Source organism: Kribbella sp. CA-253562 (assembly GCF_050942265.1).
GTDB lineage: Bacteria > Actinomycetota > Actinomycetes > Propionibacteriales > Kribbellaceae > Kribbella.
Window position 1 is genome coordinate 8133430 of the sequence record NZ_CP192049.1, and the last position, 19905, is coordinate 8153334.

A 19905-nucleotide genomic window follows, 5' to 3' on the forward strand; every position below is an offset into this window, starting at 1 on the left:
GTCGGCAGGCGGCCCCCTGCTGTCGTGGGCGGATGACAGAATGGTCAGGTGGGTGAGACGGCACAGGAACTGGTGAACGGGCAGAGCTCCGCCTGGCAGCGGATCCTCGCGCATCCGTTCGTGCTCCGGACGTCCGACGGCTCGCTGCCCCGGGAGACCTTCGACCGCTGGCTGACCGAGGACTACTACTTCGTCCGGTCGTTCCAGGTCTACCTGCGGGAGCTGAGCTCGATCGCCCCCGACGACGAGGCCCGCGCGGTCCTGGCCAACGGAATCGCCGCACTCGTTCCGGAGCTCGCCCTGTTCGAGAAGGCCGCCGCGGAACGCGGAATCGACCTGGCCGTCGAGCCGTCCCTGCTGAACGTCGGCTACTCGGCGTACCTGCTCGGCACGGTGCGTGAGGGCTGGCCGGTCGCGATCACCGTGCTGTACGCCGTCGAGAAGGCCTACTACGACGCCTGGGCCTCGGTCCGCGACCGGACCGGTCCGGAGACGCCGTACGCGGGATTCATCGCGAACTGGTCCTCCCCGGAGTTCGCCGCGTACGTCGACGAGCTGGCCGCGCTGGTGGACCGCGAAGCGCTGACGCCCGCGATGGAGCTCGGCTTCGACCGGGTGGTGCGGTTCGAGCTCGCGTTCTGGGATCTGGTGCACGGGTGAAGACCGCAGTTCTCGCGAGCGGCGTCGTACTGCTCGCGGTGATCGGAGGTGTCGGCGGCTATGTCGTCGGCGACCTGACCGACTCCGCGACGACCGCGAACGCGAACGGCAACTACCCGACGGGCGACGACTCGCCACCGGCCGCAGATCCCTCGCTGCCGCGGAAGACGCCCGAGCCGAATCCGGTGCCGGCACTGAAAGCCGGCGACCTGACCTTCCGGACCCAGATCTTCACGATCCGCGACGAGTCCGGTGCGCCGGTCCGGCTGTCGATCCGGGTCCCGCGCGGCTGGCAGCTGACCCGGGACCCCAAGATGCCGCGCGAGGTGAAGTTCCTCGATCCGAAACGCGAGCGCGCCATTCGCGTCGAGTCCGCGCTGCCGGACCAGCTGTCCCCCACCGACTCGATGAACAAGCTGGTGGCCGGCCTGAAGGCGAGCCAGCCGTACGAGAACGACCTGAAGATCCTGTCGCAGACCGACGAGCAGCTCGAGGCGAACGGCGAGGTCCGTACGGTCTCCACGTTGATCTACACCTACATACCGATCAAGACCCTGCGCTACGTCAACGTGCGCTGGATCGCGACCGGCGGGGACGACCTCGCGACGGTGGAGATGAGCATCACCGGGCTGCCGCAGGACGCCGCGGGACTGAACGCGGTGGCGCTCGAGGCGTCCCGGTCGGTCCACGAGACCGGCTGACCGCGGCAGGCCCGCGCGTCGCGTCGGTCACGCGGCAAGACCGGCCGTGCGAGGGCGAACCTTTCACCGGTTTACGGTGTCCAAGAGCCAACGGGGGCCGAGCTGGGGAGGAGGGATGCCCGTGGCCGGGCGACGGGCCGGAGCGGTGCTGCTGAGTGCTGGGCTGGTCGTGATCACGCTGGCCGGCGGTGCCGGTGGGTACGGCATCGGGCATCTGACCCAACCGAAGGCGCAGCCGAGTGGTTCCGCGGCGCCGTTGCATCCTGGCGAAGGCGCCGGTACGCCGACGCCGGTCGAGCCGCTGAACACCGCCGAACCGGATCCGACGCCCGCGCTGCGGCGCGGCGAGCTGCGGTACAAGGAACGGGAGTTCGTCGCGGAACAAACGGTGCGGTCCCGGGTGACGGCCGAGGTGCCGAGGAACTGGGGAATGACCCAGCCGGACCCGCCGAAGGAGGTCCGCTACACCGACCCGGCCGGACGACGATACGTGCGCATCGAGGCCGGCTTCACCATCGAGCGTTCGCCGCGGGCGTCGATGGAACAGCGGGTCCTGGTGCTCGCGAACACGCCGCGCCGCGAGGATCTGCAGATCCTGAGCAAGAAGGTCGCCGAGGACGGACGGACAGCCACGCTGACCTACACCTTCATCCCGACCCGCACGAACGCCCGCCCGCAGGCCTTGCGGTACGTCGTGGTTCGCTGGGTCGCGCTCGACGACTCCGGGAACACCGCGGTCGAGATCAGCTCGAGCGGGCTGATTCAGGACAAGGACGCGACCTGGGCAGTGCTCGAACGGGCCTCGGACACCGTCACCCGCAGCGACTCGGAGTCATGACGCGTCGACCGGCCAAATGGTGCGGAAGACGACCGAGCGCAGCCGGTAGAACCGGCGACGACTCGACTGAACCAGGGCTGGCGACGGCAGAAGCCGGTCGAAAACATCCCGCACGGGGGAACTCCTCAGCGGCGCGGTGAAACGGGGGCCGCAGCAGAGTAGGCGGCCGGACGCGCTCTGTGAAATCCCCCTGACGCCAAAGTTTACGAATCAGTTGCGTTGGACGGTGCTGTGCGCGGGCAACTCGCCCATCGTCCGGGGCTCCACGTAGCGCTGGTAGCTGAAACCCGCGGCGCCCCCGAGCAGCAGGGCCAGCACGGCCGCGATCATCCAGCGTCCGCGGCGCCGCCCGGTCTTGGCGGGCTTGCCCGAGGCAGCAGCGTCGTTTGCAGGGGCGGCGATCGACGCCAGCGGCGCGATCGAAGCCGCGCCGGTTCCCGGGGACGCACCAGCCGAGGACTCCCCGCTTGTCTGTACCGAGTCGGCCCGAGGGGACTGCGTCTTGGCAGCACCTGCGTCCGAGCCGGCCTCTTCCCCCGGCTTCAGCAGCGTCGGCGCGTTGGCGTCGCTCGGGGCGGTCGGCTCGGGGTCGGCGCCGACGGCAACGGGTGCGGTGACAGCCTCCGCCGACGGCAACTCGGTGGGTGCCTCCGACGGCGGGCGCTCGGTCGGACTGTCGACGGCCGGGCGATCGACCGAGACCTGCTGCGTCGCATGACCGGCGACTGACTGCGGGACGAACCCGTGCGTGGTCTCGTCGAGCGCGCCGACCAGCTCACGGGTGAACGCCGCGACGTCGGGCCAGCGGTTGGCGCGGTCGGGATCGAGCGCCCGGACGATGGCCTCGTCGATCTTGTCGGGGATGGCGAACCCCAGGCTGCTCGGCGGCGCCGGGGCGTGCACGCGGCCGGCCGCGCCGAGGCCGTCGACCTGGTGCGGGGAGCGGCCGGTCAAGGCGGCGTACGCGACGGCGCCCAGCGAGTACTGGTCGGCGCGTTCGTCGAGGCGTTCGCCCATCGCCTGCTCGGGCGCGACGTACGACGGAGTACCGCCGGGCATGGTGATCCGGGAGACCTCGTCGAGCGACTTGCCCAGTCCGAGATCGGACAGCACGGCCCGTTCGCCCTCGTCGGTACTGCGGAACAGGACGTTCGCGGGCTTCACGTCGCGGTGCAGCAACCCGCGCCGGTGCAGTGCTTGCAGGCCGCGCCCGACCTGGACGACGACGTTGACGGCGTTGCCCAACGCGAGCGGCTCCTTCTTCAGCCGATCGGCGAGCGTGCCGCGGTCGGCATAGGTCAGCACCAGGAAGGGGCGTCCGTCCTCCAGCTCACCGACGTCGTGGACCTGGACGACGTGCTCGGACTCGACCCGGCGCAGGAACCGGCCCTCCTCCAAAAACCGCCGCCGGACCGCGTCGTCGTGGGCCCAGTTCTCGGCCAGCACCTTGACCGCGACCTCGGCGTCCAGCTGCTCGTCGTGAGCCAGCCACACCGTCGCGAAACCGCCTGAGCCCAGGCGTCGGCGCACGACGTACCGGCCTAGTCTGGATGGGACCCCCATACAAGGCATTATGGATCACTGGGAGTTCCGTGCTTCCGGGCCGGTGAACAACCCGGTTGACAACCAGGCCCACCGTGAGGTCACAGTGAGCCACGACCAGCCCGCCACGGGCCCCACCACAAGTACGGCCATGGCGATTCGAGCAGACAAGGCGCAGATGAGCGACAGCAGCAGCCCGACCGACGACCTCGGAGTCCTGGCCGAGCGCGCCCAGGCCGGCGACAAGAACGCGCTGGACGACCTGCTGCGCCTGGTTCACCCTCGGGTACTGCGGATCTGCCGCAGCGTACTGCCGTACTCCGCCGACGCCGAGGACGCCGCGCAGGAGGCCCTGCTCAACATCGCCACCAAGATCAACAGCTACTCGGGCCGGAGCAGCTTCTCCACCTGGGTGCACTCGGTCGCGGCCAACTCGGCGCGATCGACGTACCGCAAGCTGAAGCGGACCGCGCAGGCGGCGCACAACCCGGACACGATGGACAAGCCGGATCCGCGCACCACCAGCGTGATCGCCGGGACCCGCCTGGACCTGCTCGAGGCCCTGGAGACGCTGGAGAAGTCCCGCCCGCAGATGGTCACGCCGCTGGTGCTGCGCGACGTCTACGGCCTGTCGTACGAGGAGATCGCGGCCGAGGTCGGCGCTCCGCTCGGCACGGTGAAGTCCCGCATCCACGACGCCCGTGAGGTCGTCCGCCCGCTGCTGCGGCCGAAGGACTGACCGCGGCGGGCCTCCGCCCGCCGCACCACTGCCCCCAGACCTGCCCGGACGGGCACAGCTGCCGGGGCGTTTTTTCGTTTTGAACGTTCTACCCCGGACCCACCGTCGGGGACTCCCGCCGCGGCGTCCGGTGTGCTCAGATGGGGGGCATGAAGAAGCTCATCAACGACCCTGCCGATGTCGTGAGTGAAGCGCTGCGCGGGCTGGCGCTCGCGCATCCCGACCACGTGCGGGTCGACCACGAGAACCGGATCGTCTATCGCAAGGACGCACCTCGCAGCGGGAAGGTCGGTCTGATCTCGGGCGGTGGGTCGGGGCACGAGCCGATGCACGGCGGGTTCGTCGGGCTGGGCATGCTGGACGCCGCCTGCGCGGGTGAGGTGTTCACCTCCCCGGTGCCGGACCAGATGATGGCGGCGACCAAGGAGGTCGACGCCGGCGCCGGCGTCCTGCACATCGTGAAGAACTACACCGGCGACGTGATGAACTTCGAGATGGCCGCCGAGCTGGCCGCGGCCGAGGCCGGCACCGAGGTGCTGTCGGTGGTGACCGACGACGACGTCGCGGTCCAGGACAGCCTCTACACCGCCGGCCGGCGTGGTGTCGGCGTGACGGTGCTGCTGGAGAAGATCGTCGGCGCCGCCGCCGAGCAGGGCCGGTCGCTGCAGGAGGTCGCCGACCTGGCCAAGAAAGTGAACGGCAACGGCCGCAGCATGGGCATGGCGCTCACTTCGTGCACGGTGCCGGCCGCGGGCAAACCGACGTTCGAGCTGGCCGAGAACGAGATGGAGGTCGGCATCGGCATCCACGGCGAGCCCGGCCGGCAACGGTTGCCGCTGGCCCCGGCCAAGGACGTCGCCGCGCTGCTGGTCGATCCGGTGCTGCAGGACCTGCCCTACAGCCGAGGCGACTCGGTGATTGCCTTCGTCAACGGTATGGGCGGTACGCCGCTGATCGAGCTGTACCTGATGTACAACGAGGTCCGCCAGCTGCTCGACGCGGCCGGCATCACGGTCGCCCGTTCGCTGGTCGGCAACTACATCACCTCGCTGGAGATGGCCGGCTGCTCGGTCACGCTGCTCAAGGTGGACGACGACCTGGTACGGCTCTGGGACGCGCCCGTGAACACCCCCGGCCTACGCTGGGGCGCGTGAGCATGGCTGTCGAGAACTTCGCGAACTGGCTGCGGGACCTGGCGAGCACGCTGCACGACAACGCGGCGTACCTGACCGAGCTCGACTCGGCGATCGGCGACGCGGACCACGGCAGCAACATGGACCGCGGCTTCCAGGCGGTCGTCGCGGTGCTGGACGAGACCAGCTTCGACGCGGTCGACGAGCTGCTGAAGAAGGCCGGGATGACGCTGGTCAGCAAGGTCGGTGGCGCCAGCGGACCGTTGTACGGCACGTTCTTCCTGCGCTTCGGTACGGCGCTGGCCGGCGCCGAGGTGACGGCCGAAACCGTCGGCGAGGCGCTGAAGGCCGGCGTCGGCGGGATCCTGGCCCGCGGCAAGGCGGAGCTGGGCGACAAGACCATGTACGACGCGTGGGCGCCGGCGCTGACGGCGTACGACGAGGCGGTTGCGGGCGGGTCGGATCTGCGCGGTGCGCTGGTCGCGGCGGCGGAGGCTGCGGCCAAGGGGCGGGACGAGACCGTGCCGCTGGTCGCCCGGAAGGGACGCGCGAGCTATCTGGGCGAGCGCAGCGCGGGTCACCAGGATCCGGGAGCGACCAGTACGACGCTGTTGCTGGAGTCGGCCGCACGCACGCTGGGCTGATCCCGTGATCGGGATCGTGGTGGTGTCGCACAGCCGCGCCCTGGCCGAGGCCGCGGTCGGGCTGGCGTCGGAAATGGTTGCCGCCGACAACCGTCCGGTGATCGCGGTGGCGGCCGGGCTGGACGAGACGACCTTCGGCACGGACGCTGCCGCGGTGGCCGAGGCGATCGCTGCGGCGGACGGCCCGGACGGCGTACTGGTGCTGCTGGATCTGGGCAGCGCGGTGCTGAGCGCTGAGATGGCGCTGGAGTTCGTCGATCCCGAGACTGCGGAGCGGGTCGTCCTGTCGAGTGCGCCGCTGGTCGAGGGTCTGGTCGCTGCGGTTGTGACGGCGTCGACCGGAGCGTCGATGGAGGCTGTTGTCGCGGAGGCCGGTCGAGGGCTGGCGGGTAAGCAGGAGCATCTGGGTGACGCGGCGGCGGAGGATGCGGTCGCCGAGACCGACGGCAGCGGCGGCGAGCAGCAGAAGCTGGAAGTCGCGGTGCGGATCGAGCACGGGTTGCACGCGCGGCCGGCGGCGAAGCTGGTCGGGTTGGTGCAGCGGTTCGACGCGAAGGTGACGGTGTACGACCTGGACACCGGGCACGGTCCGGTGGACGCGGGCAGTCTGAGCCGGGTGGCGACGCTGAACGCGCAGCAGAACCATCGGCTGGAGTTCGCCGCGAGCGGTCCGCAGGCGGCGCAGGCGCTGGAGGCGATCCGGGAGCTGGCGGATCGCGACTTCGACGACGTGGTCGATGCGGCGCAGAGTGCCCAACCAGGCGGGGCCGCAGGCGGCGTAGCACTTGCTGCGAACGGTGGCGAAGCAGCCGTCGCGCCCCTTGCCGGTGGCTCGGGGTTGGATGTGGCCGTCGGGCCGGCCGCCGTCGTCGGCCGTGACGTGGATCTGAGCGGGTATGTGCCCGGTGACCACGAGGTCGAACGCGAGCGTGCCGGACAGGCCCGGCAGGCTGCCGAGGAGCAGTTGCTCAGACTTCGGGACGCTACCGCCGGGCGGCTGGGGGTCGGTGAGGCCGCGATCTTCGACGCGCAGGCCGGTCTGCTCGGTGACGTGGCCGTGCTCGACCCGGTGTTCCGATCAGTTGCCCAAGGCATCGATGCGGCGACGGCCTGGAAGCAGGCGCTGGACTCGCTGGCGGAGACCTTCGACGGCCTCGACGATCCGTACCAGCGCGAACGCGCGCAGGACGTCCGCAGCGTGCGCAACCGGGTGCTCCGTGCCCTCACCGGCGCCGCGGAACCCGTCGAACCGGCCGCGGGCAGCATCCTCGTCGTACCGGAGCTCGACGCGGCCACCGCGGCGTCCGTCGACGGCGATCGCGTGGCCGGGATCGCCGTCCGGGCAGCGGGCACGACCGGGCACGGGGTGATCGTCGCGCGCTCGCGAGGCATCCCGTTGATCACCGGGATCGGGGACGTCGCCGTCAGCGACGGTACGACGGTGGGCTTCGACGCGCGGACCGGGTCGTTCGTGGTCGAGCCGGACCGGCACGCGTTCGAGCTGACGATCCGGGAGCGGACGGGCGAGCGGGACGTGGCTCTGGCCGCCGTCGACGAGCCCGCGACGACGCTCGACGGGCGGACGATCCCGGTGATGGTCAACGTCGGCTCGGTGCAGGACGCGCGGGACGCGCGCGGCGCGGACGGATCGGGGCTGGTGCGGACCGAGGTGCTGTTCGGAGACCGGGGGACGCCGCCGACCGCGGCCGAGCAGGCGGCGGCGTACCGGGAGATCGCGGCCGCGCTGGGCGGCAAGCCGATCACGATCCGGACCTGGGACGTCGGCGGCGACAAGCCGATGCGGTTCCTTCCGCAGGACGCCGAGGCGAACCCGTTCCTCGGCGACCGTGGCCTGCGCACGTTCCGTCGCCGGCCCGAGCTGCTGGCGACGCAACTGGCGGCGATCCGCGAGGTCGCGGCGGAAACCCCTGTGCAGGTGATGTTCCCGATGGTGACGACGGCCGAGGAGGTCGCCTGGGCGCTCCAGCAGCTCGGACCGCGACCGGACGGGCTGAAGGTCGGGATCATGGTGGAGGTGCCCGCAGCGGCGCTCCGGATCGAGACGCTGGCCGCCGGGCTCGACTTCGTCAGCATCGGGACCAACGACCTGACGCAGTACACGACCGCTGCCGACCGGACGAACACGACCGTCGCGGCACTTGCCGACGGCTTGGATCCCGCCGTACTGCGGCTGATCGATCGCGTCGTACGTCAGGTCCCGCTGGGCGTGCATGTCGCCGTGTGTGGAGACCTGGCGAGCGATCCGCTCGCTGCGACGCTGCTGGTGGGGCTGGGCGTGCAGGAGCTCAGTGCGGTCGGGCCGCAGGTCCCGCTGGTGAAGGCGAAGCTCCGTCAGGTCAGCGCGGTCGACGCAGCGATGGCGGCAGCGACCGCACTGACCCTGGACAGCGCAGCAGCCGTCCGTCAGCGGCTGAAGTAGCGCAGCTCGACCAGGTTGTAGCCGGAGGTCCGAGTGGGCTTGGCGGGGAGCGTGTACGACTCCCCCGGTTCCAGGTAGACCAGACCGCTCAGCGGCTCGGTCTCCAGGTCCAGGTCGACCACCAGCGCCGGGTAGGCACCGGTGCGCCAGGTGTAGGAGTCCCCTGCGTCGGGCGTCACGTGCTGGACGCGTACGTCGTCCTCGTCGACGACGACCTTCGCCGGGACCTCCCCGACCTCGGCGAAGCCGCTGTCGGCGGCAACACCCTCCGGTACGTCGTACGGCGCACCGGAGGCCTCCTCGCCCAGGTCCAGCACCTCGATCAGCCGGTTCCGGTACGGTGCGTCGCCGTCGTTGGTGAGCATGTGCACCGGCGACACCGGACGGTAGACCGAGCCGCCGACCGTCTCGCTGAGCTGCCGGGCCGGGCTGCCGTCGAGCCAGTCCATGTGGCAGGGCGACGTGGACAGGCACAGCACGACGTACGGGTTGTGGTGCAGGTGCCAGCCCTGCGCCTCGCCCGGGTCGAGCGCGACCTCCCAGACCCGGACCCGGGGGTTCTCCAGCAGCACCCGGGTGCCGATCTCGCCGAGCACGACCTCGGTGCCGTCGGGCGCGAGCACGGTGGTTCCAGCGGTCATGATGGATCTCCGATCAGTCGACGGACCGTTGCATCGCGACGCCGTCCAGGACGACGCCGTCAGGCATGGTGAGCTTCTCCGCACCGAGCTCGGTGAAGCCGAAAGACTTGTACAGCGGTACGCCGGGCAGTGTGGCCATCAGCGCGAGCTGAGTGAACCCCTCCGCCCGCGCGGCGTCCACGCAGGCGGTCAAGATGGCCCGGCCCAGCCCACGCCGGGTCCAGTCGGCCCGGACGAACATGGCCCGGATCCGGGCCGGCTCTGTCGCGGGGTCGAGCAGCCGCGCGTCCGCACCGGCGTCGGTCCCGTTGTAGAGCTTGTTGCGCCGGCTCCAGCCACCACATGCGACGATCTCACCGGCGGCTTCGTGCACGTAGTACGTGCCGTCCTCGATCAGCGCGAGATCCAGCGCCGCGATGTGCACCGCCGCACTCGCCGTCTGCCGCTCGTCGTAGTACGCCGGGAACAGCTCGACGACCGAAGCACGCATCAGCTCGGCGATCGCACCGGCGTCGCCGGGCACCGCCGGCCGTTGAACAGGGATCACGCCGTCAGGCTATTTCAGCCGGTGCCGACCAGCTCTACCGGGAGAGCCTCTGCGGCCCACCCGGCTGCTGACAGTGACCTCGTCATCACGGACTGACACTCCGGTGCGGTGAAATGGTCGAGCAGGGTGGCGGACATGTACCAGGTATGACGCAGACACCGATCAGGCCCCGCCCCGGGCCAGTGAGCGAGGCAGCTGTGCACGACCCGCCGGGGCACGGGCGCCGGGAACGGTTCGAGCAGGTGTTCGGCACCCATCGGGAGGCGGTGCTCGGCTACCTGCTGCGGCGTACCGGTTCCAGTCACGACGCTGCCGATTTGCTCGCCGACACGTTCGTGGTGGTGTGGCGGCGGCTCGACGAGGTTCCCGGCGGGGATCAGACCAAACCCTGGCTGTACGGCGTCGCGCGGCGCGTGCTGGCCAACCACCGGCGGGGTGAGGGACGGCGCAACGCGCTGGCCGACCGGCTCCGCGACGAACTGGTGGAGACCTCGACGCCCAGCCCGGAGCCGGTCGACGGCGACTCGGCCACCGCGCGAGCCTTCCGGGCCCTGCCCGAGCAAGACCGCGAACTGCTGACGCTGGTCGCCTGGGAAGACCTGGACACCGCCCAGATCGCGACCGTGCTCGGCTGCTCCCGCAACGCCGTACGGATTCGCCTGCACCGGGCCCGCAAACGATTCGCCAAGCTGCTCACCACCCGCCCGCCGGCCGCGGTGAGAGGAGAGGTTTCCCATGAAGACGTCTGACATCGACGCGGCCACCCGCGCCCTGAAGCCCAGCACCACCACCGGCGTCGGCGCCGCCACCTGGAGCCGCCTGTCCGACGACATCGTCGCGACCTCACTCGCGCCGGACCCAGCCAGTACGCCGGCGCCCGCCGGTACGCCGGTCCGCAGCCGATCGAGCCGCCCGGCCCGGCCGCGGCTCGCGCTGGCCGGTGCGTTCAGCCTGCTGATCCTCGGCGTCGTCGCGGCGACCGTCGTCCGGAGTCCTGGGCAGGATCAACCGCAGGCGCTGTCGTTCACCGACACCGGCAACTCCGTGATCGTCCGGATCGTCGACCCGGCCGCGGACCCCGCGCGGTACAACGCGGAGTTCAAGGCGATGGGCCTGAAGGTGAAGGTGGAAGCCGTCCCGGTCAGTCCCCCGTGGGTCGGCAAGTTCGCCGGCTACTCGGTGCCCGATCAGAGAACCACGCTGCGGCTGCTCGACCCGGGCGAGAAGTGCAACGGCACCCTGAACGCCGCCGACCCCGGTTGCCAGGAGGGCGTCGAGGTCCCGAAGGACATGAAGGGCTGGGCCGAGATCCAGTTCGGCCGGGCGGCGAAGCCCGGGGAGATGTATCAGCACACCTCCTCCTCAGCCGGCGACGCGGGCGAACCGATGGCCGGAATGACGTTCAGGAACCGGCCGGTGGCGGAGGTCCTCCCGCAGCTTCAGGCGCGCGGCCTGAAGGTCGTCGGCTACAACTCCGGGCCCGGCCCGAACCTGCAGGGTCACGACTCGGTGCCCGGCAGTTGGTACGTGCACGACGCCACGCCGTTCGCCCCTGGGGAGGTTGTGTTCTTCGTGGGAGCGACTCCCGACAAGTAACCCCGGGGCCTGCCCGCCGACGGACCAGCTCAGCGTCGGCGGGCGTTGCGTTTCGGCGCCGACGCCCAGCGCCAGGTCGCCAGCACCCAGAAGATCGCCGGCAACCCGAAGATCGCCGCCGCGATCTCCCTCCCGAACACCAGGAACACCAAGCCGGTCAGGAAAAACGGCAGCGCCAGCCACACCGCTCCCACGAACGCCGCCCACCGCCAGCGCCCCGGCGTCTTCGGTGGCGGCGCGTAGAAGCCCGGCGCCGGCAACCCCGCGAACGGCACCAGCAGATCCCCGTGCGTCACCGCTTCCTGCACCAGATCCACCCGCCGATGCAGTTCCTGCTCGTCCAGCCGGCCGATCGCGAACTGCTCGGCCAGCTCGTCGAAACAGACCCGGCGCTCCTCGTCGGTCAACCGCACCGAGGCCATCCGCCGCCGAGCCGCCACCTCCCGGGCCTCCTGCCCGGCGGCGGCAGCCATTCCCGCCAGATTCCCCAGCTGACCAGCCCGGCCCGAGCGCAGATCAGGCCGCCGCTCCCACTCTTTGTCAGCCATCCGACACACTCCCCACTAGCGTCCTTCGAGTGTGCCAGACCCCTGGTCACGCGAAGTCTGCCGCGACCAATCGCTGTCTCAGCCGGTCCAGCTGTTCGAAGCTCAGCCCGCTGGCGGTGAGGAATCCGGCCACGTCCACCGAGCCGAGAAATCCCACCAGCTCGGCGCAGGCCTGAGCACAGTGCTGGTCGAGGGTCTGGTCCGCCGGGGCCTGGTCGTCGCCGTGTTCGGCGTAGGTGCGGACAGCCAGCTCGTAGTCGTCGAGGATGTCGGCTACCGGCGTACCGGCGAGGGTGAGCAGCATCGCGACGATCATGCCGGTGCGGTCGCAGCCTGCTCGGCAGTGGACGAGTACGCCGCCCGCCGGGGCATCGGCGATCCGGGCGAACACGCCGGTGATCTGCCCAGGCCAGCGATGCAGTACGGCGCTGTAGTACGCCGGACTGTTCAGCCGCTCACCCCACTCGGCCATGAACGCCGCATCGCTCTGGTCCTCGACCGGTTGGTGGTGGACCGTCACGCCGTCGATCATCTGCATGCCGAGGCGCTCATCGGCGTTGCGCAGGTCGACGACGGTCTTGACTCCCGCCTCCGCCAAGGCCTCCCGGCCCTGCTCGGTCAGGGCGTCGGGGTGAGCCGACCGGTAGACCCGCCCGTACTGGATCGTGCCACCGGATGCCGGCAGTCCACCGAGATCGCGGGCATTGACGACTCCGTCCCACTTGAGCTCACGCATGCACCCACCCAAGCAGACGAAGGTCCTTGGCTGACCGGACGAGGGACGCGAGCGCAGGTGAGCGACTGCTCGGCGGCCAGGCGATCACCGTGGTGACCTCCGGTGCGTCCACGACGGGTACGGCGACGTGGTCGGGCCACTGCCAAGCACGGCTGGACGCGGGGATGACGAGCAGCGTCTTGCCGAGCGCGACGAGCTGAGCGAGCTGGGACTGGGTGTGCACCTCGGGACCGGGCCCGTCCGGGTAGGTCCCGTCGAGCTGGGGCCAGCGAGCGATCGGCAGGCCCGGTACGTCGCGGACCTCGGCGAGCGTCAGCTGATCCCGTGACGCGAGCGGATGCCCGGCGGGAAGCAGCGCGACCTGCCCTTCGACGTACAGGTCCTCGGTGTCGAAGCCGGCGAGATCGTCGTACGGCCGGTGCATGATCGCCACGTCGGCGCGTCCGTCGCGCAGGAACCGCGCCTGCTCGCCGACCTCGCACAGGACGACTTCGACCGGCACCGCCTCGGGTTCGCTCGCCTGCGCGACGAGGAGCCGTTGCAGCAGCTCGTGGGACGCTCCGGCCTTCGTGACCAGCATCAACGGCCGCTTCTCGTCACCCGCTCGCCGCGTACGGCGCGCGGCGGCCGCGACCGCGTCGAGGGCCGTGCCGGCTTCGCGCAGCAACACCCGTCCGGCGTCTGTGAGCGCTGCGCCCCGCCGGTCGCGGATGAGCAACTGGACGCCGAGCCGGTGCTCCAACTGGCGGATCGCCCGGGACAGCGCCGGCTGGGCGATCCCGAGCCGGTCGGCGGCGCGGCCGAAGTGCAGTTCCTTGGCGACGGCAACGAAGTAGCGAAGCTCGCGGGTCTCGAGATCGTCCACGAGCGCAGAGTACTTGCTGATACCTGAGCGGCATCAGCAAGTGCCGAAGCGGTCTTGGACAGCGAGCGCCGGCCGCGCCGAGCATGGAGCGCGTGAACGACACGAAGATCGCGCTGGTCACCGGCGCCAACAAGGGAATCGGTTTCGCCATCGCCCAAGGACTGGGAGCGAGCGGCTTCACGGTCGCGGCGGGCGCGCGGGACAAGGCCAGGGGCGAGGAGGCGGTCGAGCGGCTGCGGGCCACGGGCGTCGACGCGTTCGCGGTCACGCTCGACGTCACGTCCGACGACAGTGTCGCCGCGGCGGCCGCCACGATCGAGCAGGCGGCGGGCCGGCTCGACGTACTGGTCAACAACGCCGGGATCTCCGGCCGGACCGACGGCAACGTTCAGGACCCCACGACGCTCGACCTCGACGTCGTGCGCACCGTGCTGGACACGAACGTGTTCGGGGTCGTCCGGGTGACGAACGCGATGCTGCCGTTGCTGCGCCGCGCGACCTCGCCGCGCATCGTCAACATGTCGAGCAACATGGGCTCGCTGACCCTGCAGACCGGTCCGGTGATGGCCGCCTACGCACCGTCGAAGTCGATGCTCAACAGCATCACCGTCCAGTACGCCCGCCGGCTCGCCGACACGAACGTCATCGTGAACGCCGCGTGTCCCGGCTACGTCGCCACCGACTTCACCGGCTTCAGCGGCTCCCGCACCCCCGAGCAGGGCGCCGCGATCGCGATCCGGCTGGCCATGCTGCCGGACGACGGCCCTCGCGGCGGCTTCTTCGACGACGAGGGCGTCGTCGCCTGGTGAGGCGCTGACCGCAGTGGGCCCTGACGAAGTCGGGCCCTGGCCGACGCCGGCCAGGGCCCAAGCTCGCTGTTGTCAGAGGCCGATCAGCCCAGAGCGGCCGGGAGCGTCGCGCTCCAGGTGGCGTGCAGCTCGGTCAGCGGGATCTCGAACTGGTCCTGCACGTCCAGCGTGTCGCCGGTGATCACGCCGATCTTGGCGTGCGGGAAGCGGCGCGCGGTGCACATGTCGGTGAAGCGGACCTCTTCGGTGCGCGGCACAGCGACGACCGCGCGGCCGGCCGACTCGGCGAACAGGAACAGGAACGGGTCGAGGCCGTCCGGAGCCCAGACCCGGGCGCCGACGCCGCCGCGGAGGGCGGACTCGACGAGCGTCTGGGCGACGCCGCCGTCGCTGACGTCGTGGGCCGCGTCGATCAGGCCGTCGCGGGAAGCGTTGATCAGGATGTCGGCCAGCTGCTGCTCGGCGGCCAGGTCGACCGCCGGCGGGCGACCACCCAGGTGGCCGTGCACGACGTGCGCCCACTCGGAGCCGGACAGCTCCTCGTCGGTCTCGCCGAGCAGGTAGAGCTGGTGGCCCTCCATCTCGGCGGTGAAGCCGATCGGCGTACGCCGGGTGACGTCGTCGATGACACCCAGCACGCCGACCACCGGCGTCGGCAGGATCGGGGTCTCGCCGGTCTGGTTGTAGAACGACACGTTGCCACCGGTCACCGGGATGCCCAGCTCGATGCAGCCGTCGACCAGTCCGCGGATCGCCTCGGAGAACTGCCACATCACCGCCGGGTCCTCGGGCGAACCGAAGTTCAGGCAGTCGGTGACCGCGGCCGGCCGGGCGCCGGTGGTGGCGACGTTGCGGTACGACTCGGCCAGCGCCAGCTTGGCGCCGGTGTACGGGTCGAGCTTGGCGAAGCGGCCGTTGCAGTCGGTGGAGACCGCGACGCCCAGCCCGCTGGTCTCGTCGACCCGGATCATGCCGCTGTCCTCGGGCTGCGCGAGCACCGAGTTGCCGAGCACGTACCGGTCGTACTGGTCGGTGACCCACGACTTGTCGCACAGGTTCGGCGAGGCGATCAGCTTCAGCAGCGTGTCCCGCAGCTCCTCACCGGTGGTTGCCCGCGGCAACTTCTCGGCGCCGTCGGCCTGCAGCTCGTCCTGCCAGGACGGCCGCGCGTACGGGCGCTCGTAGACCGGGCCCTCGTGCGCGACGGTGCGCGGCGGGACGTCGACGACACGCTCGCCGTGCCAGTCGATCTGCAGCCGGCCGGTGTCGGTCACCTCACCGATCACGTCGGCCTGGACGTCCCACTTCGCGCAGATCTTCAGGAACGCCTCGACGTTGTCCGGCGTGACGACCGCCATCATCCGCTCCTGCGACTCGCTCATCAGGATCTCCTCCGGAGCGAGCGAGGCGTCCCGCAGCGGCACCTTGTCGAGCGAGACGTACATGCCGCCGTCGCCCGCGCTGGCCAGCTCCGAGGTCGCACACGACAGGCCCGCGCCGCCCAGGTCCTGGATGCCCTCGACCAGCCGGGCCGCGAACAGCTCGAGCGTGCACTCGATCAGCAGCTTCTCCATGAACGGGTCGCCGACCTGGACCGCCGGGCGCTTGGTCGGGCCACCCTCGGCGAAGGTCTCCGACGCGAGCACCGAGACGCCGCCGATCCCGTCGCCGCCGGTCTTGGCGCCGTACAGGATGATCTGGTTGCCGATACCGGTCGCGTTGGCCAGGTGCAGGTCCTCGTGCTTCATCACGCCGACGCACAGCGCGTTGACCAGCGGGTTGCCCAGGTACGTCGAGTCGAACACGACCTCGCCGCCGATGTTCGGCAGGCCGAGACTGTTGCCGTAGCCGCCGACGCCGGACACGATGCCCGGCAGCACGCGCTTGGTGTCCGGCGCGTCCAGCGGGCCGAAGCGCAGCGGGTCCATCACCGCGACCGGCCGGGCGCCCATCGCCAGGATGTCGCGCACGATGCCGCCGACCCCGGTCGCCGCGCCCTGGTACGGCTCGACGTACGACGGGTGGTTGTGCGACTCGACCTTGAAGGTGACCGCGTAGCCCTCACCGATGTCGATCACGCCGGCGTTCTCGCCGATGCCGGCCAGCATCTTGCCCGCCGGGGTCTCCTGCGGGATGTCCCCGAACTTCTTCAGGTGCACCTTGGACGACTTGTACGAGCAGTGCTCGCTCCACATCACCGAGTACATGGCCAGCTCGCAGCTGGTCGGCCGCCGGTCGAGGATGTCCCGGATCCGCTGGTACTCGTCCGGCTTGAGGCCGAGCTCCGCCCACGGCTGCTCGACGTCCGGCGTACTGGAGGCGTTGCTCACGGTGTCGGTCGACACGATTTCAGTGCTCCTGAACTAGATGGGACTCGGGAGAAACGGTAGCTGGCCGGGGCGAGGCCACGAGATGGGCCACCAGCAGCGGGACGGCGAAGCCGGTCATGATCGCGGGCAGCGCGACGCCCGCGTCGTTGAGCAGCATGCCGACCAGACCGCAGGTCGACAGTGCGAGCAGTGTGGGCCGGACCATCGGCCGGCTGACGAAGAACTCCCGGTACGCCGCCGACGGCACCCGGTCGGGCAGCACGGTGGCGAGCATCGCGAGGATCACCGCGACCAGCATCGCCCAGCCGGCCGGTCCGGAGAAGAACTGCACGGCCATCTCCAGCTTGCGGATCAGCACGTCGGCCACGTCGCCGTCGAGCAGCCGGGCCACGAACGTGCCGAAGTGGCTGCGCTGGTCCTCGGGCCGCAGGTAGTCCAGGTAGGCGACCGCGGACACCGCGAGCACCCCGGCGACGCCGATGCCGATCAGGGCGCGCAGCGAGATCCCGCCACGCCAGGTCAGCCAGGCCATCAGCAGGACGGCCGGCGTCAGCGCGATGATGCCGCCGAAGTCGGTGCCCCAGCCCGGACGGCCGTCGACCACGATCGCGGCGCCGCCGATCGCCAGCACGGCGAACGCCGCCTGGACCCGGCTGCGGTCGATCAGCTTCTGCGCGGCCACGCCGGCCACGACCAGCGCCGCGACGGCCAGGGTCGCGAAGGTCGAGTTGCCGAAGCCGTAGAACCGGCCGCCGATCACCGGCCCGTCCGCGAACATGCTGCCGAACTGCAGCGGCGTCCCGAGGACCCCGTCCACCAGCAGGATCAGGTACGCCGAGAGCGCGATCCCGACGTACGCGTATCGGCCGAGCAACAGCTTGCTCAGCCCGGCGAACAACGCGCTGATCGCCAGTACGACGAAGAACAGCGACAGGCCCGGCGACGGCCAGCGCCACCAGACGGTCGCGGTCGACAGGAAGACGGCGATGAAGAAGCCGCCCTGGGTGAGCAGCGTGAAGGTGAACGCACTGCGGGAGCGCCGGCTGCGGGTTTTCAGGAACCAGCCGAGCGCGATCAGCTCGGCCGCGAGGATCGTCAGCGAGACGGCGACCAGCATCGGGCGCGGCTGGTCGAACCGCTCGTTGGCGTCCATCCGGTCGTCGATCACCGCGGCCGGATCGGTGTGCACGTCGCCGGTGACGGTGATCGGGGTGCCGTCGAGCGGTCCGGCCTTCTGCTCGCCGGCCGGATCGACGTTCGCCGCCTCGCGGCCGCGCAGGATGGTGGCGGTGAGGTCGGTGAGCTGGATCAGTGCCGGGCGGCGAGTGGAGTCGCTGGTCAGCCAGCGGGGCTCGCCGTCGGGCGGGAGCTGGAGGGCCACAAGAGGTTGCTGGTGGGCCCACTCCACTTCCTGGCTGATCCCGGCGAGCACGACCCAAGCGCCGGCCGCCTTCGCCTGGGTGACCAGTTCGGCGACCTTCTGGCGCGCTTCGGCCCGGCCTTCGCGGATCGGCATCGCCCCGGCGTCGACGATCGCGTCCGAGCAGCCGCTGAGCGCGGCGGGATCGAAGGTGGGACGCCAGGTGGTGACCGTGCCGTCGGTGCGGGCCAGGGCGATCGCGGCCCCGGGACCGAAGCCGCAGATCGGGTAGCCGGCCTGGCCGAGCCGGCCGATCGGTGCGCCGGTGTGGTGCTCGGCCTGCCGGTCGACGTACGTCTGCCAGTTCTGGACTTTGCCGTCGACGACCGCGGGCAGCTCGCCGCAGGCCTCGTCGGGCACACTGCCCCACGCGCGGGTGCCGGCTCCGACCGTGAGCCAGCCGTCGATCGGGCAGGTGTGCGGGCCGGCCGTCTTCACGGTGATCGACCCGACGTTCGCCTCACCCACCAGCGCGGTCAGCTCCGGCGAGTTCTGCACGTCGAACCAGTCCAGCCCCGGCACTCCGATCACAACCACCTGCGCGAGCAGGTCGCGATCGGCCGCCGACTGGGCGTACGACGTACCGGTGCCGGCCAGCAGGACGGCCGCGGTGAGGAGAAGGGTGCGGACCAGGAACGACCGCACCCCCGACAGCTTCATCAGGAGGCGACGACGGCTTTCAGCACCGAGGTGAAGAAGCCCAGGCCGTCCGTGCTCGGGCCGGTCAGGGTCTCTACGCAGTGCTCGGGGTGCGGCATCAGGCCGACCACGTTGCCGCGCTCGTTGCTGATCCCGGCGATGTCGCGGTACGAGCCGTTCGGGTTCTGGCCGAGGTAGCGGGCGACCACGCGGCCCTCGCCCTCGAGCCGGTCCAGCGTCGTCTCGTCGGCGACGTACGAGCCGTCCTGGTTCTTCAGCACGATCGTGATCTCGTGGTTCGCGTCGTAGTCGCTGGTCCAGGCGGTGCGGTTGTTCTCGATCCGCAGCGGCTGGTCCTTGCAGACGAACTTGCGCACGTTGTTCTTGATCAGGGCGCCGGGCAGCAGGTGCGCCTCGCAGAGCACCTGGAAGCCGTTGCAGATGCCGAGCACCGGCAGGCCCTCGCCGGCCTTCTTGATGATCGTCTCCATCACCGGCGCGAACCGGGAGATCGCACCGGCACGCAGGTAGTCGCCGTAGGAGAAGCCGCCGGGCAGCACCACCGCGTCGACACCGTGCAGGTCGGCGTCGCCGTGCCACAGCGCGACCGCCTCGGCGCCGGCCACCGCGGCCGCACGCCGGGCGTCGACGTCGTCGAGCGAGCCCGGGAAGGTGACGACCCCGATCTTCATCGATCGCCCTCGACGTGCAGGGTGTAGTCCTCGATCACCGGGTTGGCCAGCAGGGTGTCCGCGGCCTTGCGGATCTCGGCGACCCGCTCCTCGGTCGCCTCGCCCTCGAGGGTGATCTCGAAGCGCTTGCCCTGACGGACGTCGGCCACGCCGTCGAAGCCGAGCCGGCCGAACGCGCCGTGCACCGCCTTGCCCTGCGGGTCGAGGATCTCGGGCTTGAGCATGACGTCGACGACAACGCGAGCCACTGACTACTCCTGGTTTCGATCCGGGGTGACGAGGCGAATCCTACCGACTTGGGCCCAGCGTCCCCGCATCGGCGGTCCACAGCCCGCTGGTCGAGCAGCTATTCACTCAGTACATACATTGAGTGTATAGTCGTCGG

General features: G+C 70.6%; 20 protein-coding genes and 1 pseudogene. 11 read left to right on the top strand and 10 right to left on the bottom strand.

Annotated features, from left to right (window positions below):
- The first annotated feature begins 48 nt into the window (after nucleotides 1–48).
- From ACQPXM_RS38735 to ACQPXM_RS38745, 3 genes are all read left to right on the top strand, one after another.
- The gene (locus ACQPXM_RS38735) at nucleotides 49–660 is read left to right on the top strand and encodes a transcriptional regulator (protein ID WP_432942961.1); all 612 of its coding nucleotides are present in this window, start codon (nucleotides 49–51) and stop codon (nucleotides 658–660) included.
- Entirely contained in the window at nucleotides 657–1361 is a 705-nt protein-coding gene (locus tag ACQPXM_RS38740) for a hypothetical protein (protein ID WP_432942962.1), read from the top strand. The genes ACQPXM_RS38735 and ACQPXM_RS38740 overlap by 4 nt, the downstream gene beginning before the upstream one ends.
- 115 nt (nucleotides 1362–1476) lie before the next feature.
- Complete coding sequence (locus ACQPXM_RS38745) at nucleotides 1477–2199, top strand: hypothetical protein (RefSeq protein ID WP_432942963.1); 723 nt, start codon at nucleotides 1477–1479, stop codon at nucleotides 2197–2199.
- Between the two features lie 210 nt (nucleotides 2200–2409).
- Here ACQPXM_RS38745 and ACQPXM_RS38750 read toward each other — a convergent pair whose 3' ends face one another.
- The gene (locus tag ACQPXM_RS38750; protein ID WP_432942964.1) at nucleotides 2410–3762 is read right to left on the bottom strand and encodes a serine/threonine-protein kinase; all 1353 of its coding nucleotides are present in this window, start codon (nucleotides 3760–3762) and stop codon (nucleotides 2410–2412) included.
- 130 nt (nucleotides 3763–3892) lie between these two features.
- Between ACQPXM_RS38750 and ACQPXM_RS38755 the strand changes: the two genes are divergently transcribed.
- The 5 genes and pseudogenes from ACQPXM_RS38755 to ptsP all read left to right on the top strand — a co-directional run bounded on the left by ACQPXM_RS38755 (nucleotide 3893) and on the right by ptsP (nucleotide 8697).
- Nucleotides 3893–4480, top strand: coding sequence for an RNA polymerase sigma factor (locus ACQPXM_RS38755; RefSeq protein WP_432942965.1), 588 nt, complete (start codon nucleotides 3893–3895; stop codon nucleotides 4478–4480).
- Between the two features lie 149 nt (nucleotides 4481–4629).
- Entirely contained in the window at nucleotides 4630–5634 is a 1005-nt protein-coding gene (gene dhaK / locus ACQPXM_RS38760; RefSeq protein WP_432942966.1) for a dihydroxyacetone kinase subunit DhaK, read from the top strand.
- Between the two features lie 2 nt (nucleotides 5635–5636).
- Nucleotides 5637–6257 carry a dihydroxyacetone kinase subunit DhaL gene (gene dhaL, locus ACQPXM_RS38765; protein WP_432951170.1) on the top strand — a complete coding sequence of 207 codons (621 nt, stop codon included), beginning with the start codon at nucleotides 5637–5639 and terminating at the stop codon, nucleotides 6255–6257.
- A gap of 4 nt (nucleotides 6258–6261) precedes the next feature.
- A pseudogene (gene dhaM, locus ACQPXM_RS38770) lies at nucleotides 6262–6672 on the top strand (dihydroxyacetone kinase phosphoryl donor subunit DhaM); the annotation flags it as partial.
- A gap of 66 nt (nucleotides 6673–6738) precedes the next feature.
- Nucleotides 6739–8697 (top strand): phosphoenolpyruvate--protein phosphotransferase, encoded by a 1959-nt coding sequence (ptsP, locus tag ACQPXM_RS38775; protein WP_432951172.1) that lies wholly within the window; start codon nucleotides 6739–6741, stop codon nucleotides 8695–8697.
- On the opposite strand, the gene ACQPXM_RS38780 is transcribed toward ptsP, so the two are convergent.
- Together ACQPXM_RS38780 and ACQPXM_RS38785 are read right to left on the bottom strand one after the other, a co-directional pair.
- Nucleotides 8682–9338 (bottom strand): hypothetical protein, encoded by a 657-nt coding sequence (locus ACQPXM_RS38780; RefSeq protein WP_432942967.1) that lies wholly within the window; start codon nucleotides 9336–9338, stop codon nucleotides 8682–8684. The two genes, ptsP and ACQPXM_RS38780, sit on opposite strands and share 16 nt — an antisense overlap.
- A gap of 13 nt (nucleotides 9339–9351) precedes the next feature.
- Nucleotides 9352–9885 carry a GNAT family N-acetyltransferase gene (locus ACQPXM_RS38785; RefSeq protein WP_432942968.1) on the bottom strand — a complete coding sequence of 178 codons (534 nt, stop codon included), beginning with the start codon at nucleotides 9883–9885 and terminating at the stop codon, nucleotides 9352–9354.
- Nucleotides 9886–10067: 182 nt separating this feature from the next.
- Between ACQPXM_RS38785 and ACQPXM_RS38790 the strand changes: the two genes are divergently transcribed.
- Both ACQPXM_RS38790 and ACQPXM_RS38795 read left to right on the top strand, forming a co-directional pair.
- On the top strand, nucleotides 10068–10634 hold the full coding sequence (locus ACQPXM_RS38790; protein WP_432942969.1) for an RNA polymerase sigma factor: 567 nt from the start codon (nucleotides 10068–10070) through the stop codon (nucleotides 10632–10634).
- Nucleotides 10621–11481: a hypothetical protein gene (locus ACQPXM_RS38795; protein ID WP_432942970.1), complete on the top strand. Its 861-nt coding sequence runs from the start codon at nucleotides 10621–10623 to the stop codon at nucleotides 11479–11481. Before ACQPXM_RS38790 ends, ACQPXM_RS38795 begins: the two co-directional genes overlap by 14 nt.
- 29 nt (nucleotides 11482–11510) lie before the next feature.
- Here the strand turns inward: ACQPXM_RS38795 and ACQPXM_RS38800 are convergent, their stop codons facing one another.
- Genes ACQPXM_RS38800 through ACQPXM_RS38810 form a run of 3 tightly spaced genes read right to left on the bottom strand, consistent with a single transcriptional unit; the run spans nucleotide 11511 to nucleotide 13630 of the window.
- A complete protein-coding gene (locus ACQPXM_RS38800) occupies nucleotides 11511–12029 on the bottom strand; it encodes a DUF1707 SHOCT-like domain-containing protein (RefSeq protein WP_432942971.1) in 519 nt (172 codons plus the stop codon).
- A gap of 46 nt (nucleotides 12030–12075) precedes the next feature.
- On the bottom strand, nucleotides 12076–12765 hold the full coding sequence (locus ACQPXM_RS38805) for a tyrosine-protein phosphatase (protein WP_432942972.1): 690 nt from the start codon (nucleotides 12763–12765) through the stop codon (nucleotides 12076–12078).
- Nucleotides 12758–13630 (bottom strand): LysR family transcriptional regulator, encoded by an 873-nt coding sequence (locus ACQPXM_RS38810; protein ID WP_432942973.1) that lies wholly within the window; start codon nucleotides 13628–13630, stop codon nucleotides 12758–12760. The genes ACQPXM_RS38805 and ACQPXM_RS38810 overlap by 8 nt, the downstream gene beginning before the upstream one ends.
- An 83-nt stretch (nucleotides 13631–13713) precedes the next feature.
- Between ACQPXM_RS38810 and ACQPXM_RS38815 the strand changes: the two genes are divergently transcribed.
- On the top strand, nucleotides 13714–14439 hold the full coding sequence (locus ACQPXM_RS38815; protein ID WP_432942974.1) for an SDR family oxidoreductase: 726 nt from the start codon (nucleotides 13714–13716) through the stop codon (nucleotides 14437–14439).
- 83 nt (nucleotides 14440–14522) lie between these two features.
- Here ACQPXM_RS38815 and purL read toward each other — a convergent pair whose 3' ends face one another.
- The 4 genes from purL to purS are packed head-to-tail and all read right to left on the bottom strand — an operon-like array spanning nucleotide 14523 to nucleotide 19768.
- Nucleotides 14523–16784 (bottom strand): phosphoribosylformylglycinamidine synthase subunit PurL, encoded by a 2262-nt coding sequence (gene purL / locus ACQPXM_RS38820; protein ID WP_432942975.1) that lies wholly within the window; start codon nucleotides 16782–16784, stop codon nucleotides 14523–14525.
- A gap of 4 nt (nucleotides 16785–16788) precedes the next feature.
- Nucleotides 16789–18849 (bottom strand): hypothetical protein, encoded by a 2061-nt coding sequence (locus ACQPXM_RS38825; RefSeq protein ID WP_432942976.1) that lies wholly within the window; start codon nucleotides 18847–18849, stop codon nucleotides 16789–16791.
- On the bottom strand, nucleotides 18849–19520 hold the full coding sequence (gene purQ, locus ACQPXM_RS38830) for a phosphoribosylformylglycinamidine synthase subunit PurQ (protein ID WP_432942977.1): 672 nt from the start codon (nucleotides 19518–19520) through the stop codon (nucleotides 18849–18851). The genes ACQPXM_RS38825 and purQ overlap by 1 nt, the downstream gene beginning before the upstream one ends.
- Nucleotides 19517–19768 carry a phosphoribosylformylglycinamidine synthase subunit PurS gene (gene purS / locus ACQPXM_RS38835; protein WP_344182620.1) on the bottom strand — a complete coding sequence of 84 codons (252 nt, stop codon included), beginning with the start codon at nucleotides 19766–19768 and terminating at the stop codon, nucleotides 19517–19519. The genes purQ and purS overlap by 4 nt, the downstream gene beginning before the upstream one ends.
- Nucleotides 19769–19905 lie beyond the last annotated feature (137 nt).

Bases quoted from the DNA above. Each gene is read 5' to 3' on its own strand.
- ACQPXM_RS38780 (WP_432942967.1), bottom strand. From the start codon at position 9,338: ATGACCGCTGGAACCACCGTGCTCGCGCCCGACGGCACCGAGGTCGTG.
- dhaL (WP_432951170.1), top strand. From the start codon at position 5,637: ATGGCTGTCGAGAACTTCGCGAACTGGCTGCGGGACCTGGCGAGCACG.
- purQ (WP_432942977.1), bottom strand. From the start codon at position 19,520: ATGAAGATCGGGGTCGTCACCTTCCCGGGCTCGCTCGACGACGTCGAC.
- ACQPXM_RS38745 (WP_432942963.1), top strand. From the start codon at position 1,477: ATGCCCGTGGCCGGGCGACGGGCCGGAGCGGTGCTGCTGAGTGCTGGG.
- ACQPXM_RS38805 (WP_432942972.1), bottom strand. From the start codon at position 12,765: ATGCGTGAGCTCAAGTGGGACGGAGTCGTCAATGCCCGCGATCTCGGT.
- ACQPXM_RS38795 (WP_432942970.1), top strand. From the start codon at position 10,621: ATGAAGACGTCTGACATCGACGCGGCCACCCGCGCCCTGAAGCCCAGC.
- ACQPXM_RS38815 (WP_432942974.1), top strand. From the start codon at position 13,714: ATGGAGCGCGTGAACGACACGAAGATCGCGCTGGTCACCGGCGCCAAC.
- ACQPXM_RS38750 (WP_432942964.1), bottom strand. From the start codon at position 3,762: ATGGGGGTCCCATCCAGACTAGGCCGGTACGTCGTGCGCCGACGCCTG.
- ACQPXM_RS38755 (WP_432942965.1), top strand. From the start codon at position 3,893: ATGGCGATTCGAGCAGACAAGGCGCAGATGAGCGACAGCAGCAGCCCG.
- dhaK (WP_432942966.1), top strand. From the start codon at position 4,630: ATGAAGAAGCTCATCAACGACCCTGCCGATGTCGTGAGTGAAGCGCTG.
- ACQPXM_RS38800 (WP_432942971.1), bottom strand. From the start codon at position 12,029: ATGGCTGACAAAGAGTGGGAGCGGCGGCCTGATCTGCGCTCGGGCCGG.
- ACQPXM_RS38825 (WP_432942976.1), bottom strand. From the start codon at position 18,849: ATGAAGCTGTCGGGGGTGCGGTCGTTCCTGGTCCGCACCCTTCTCCTC.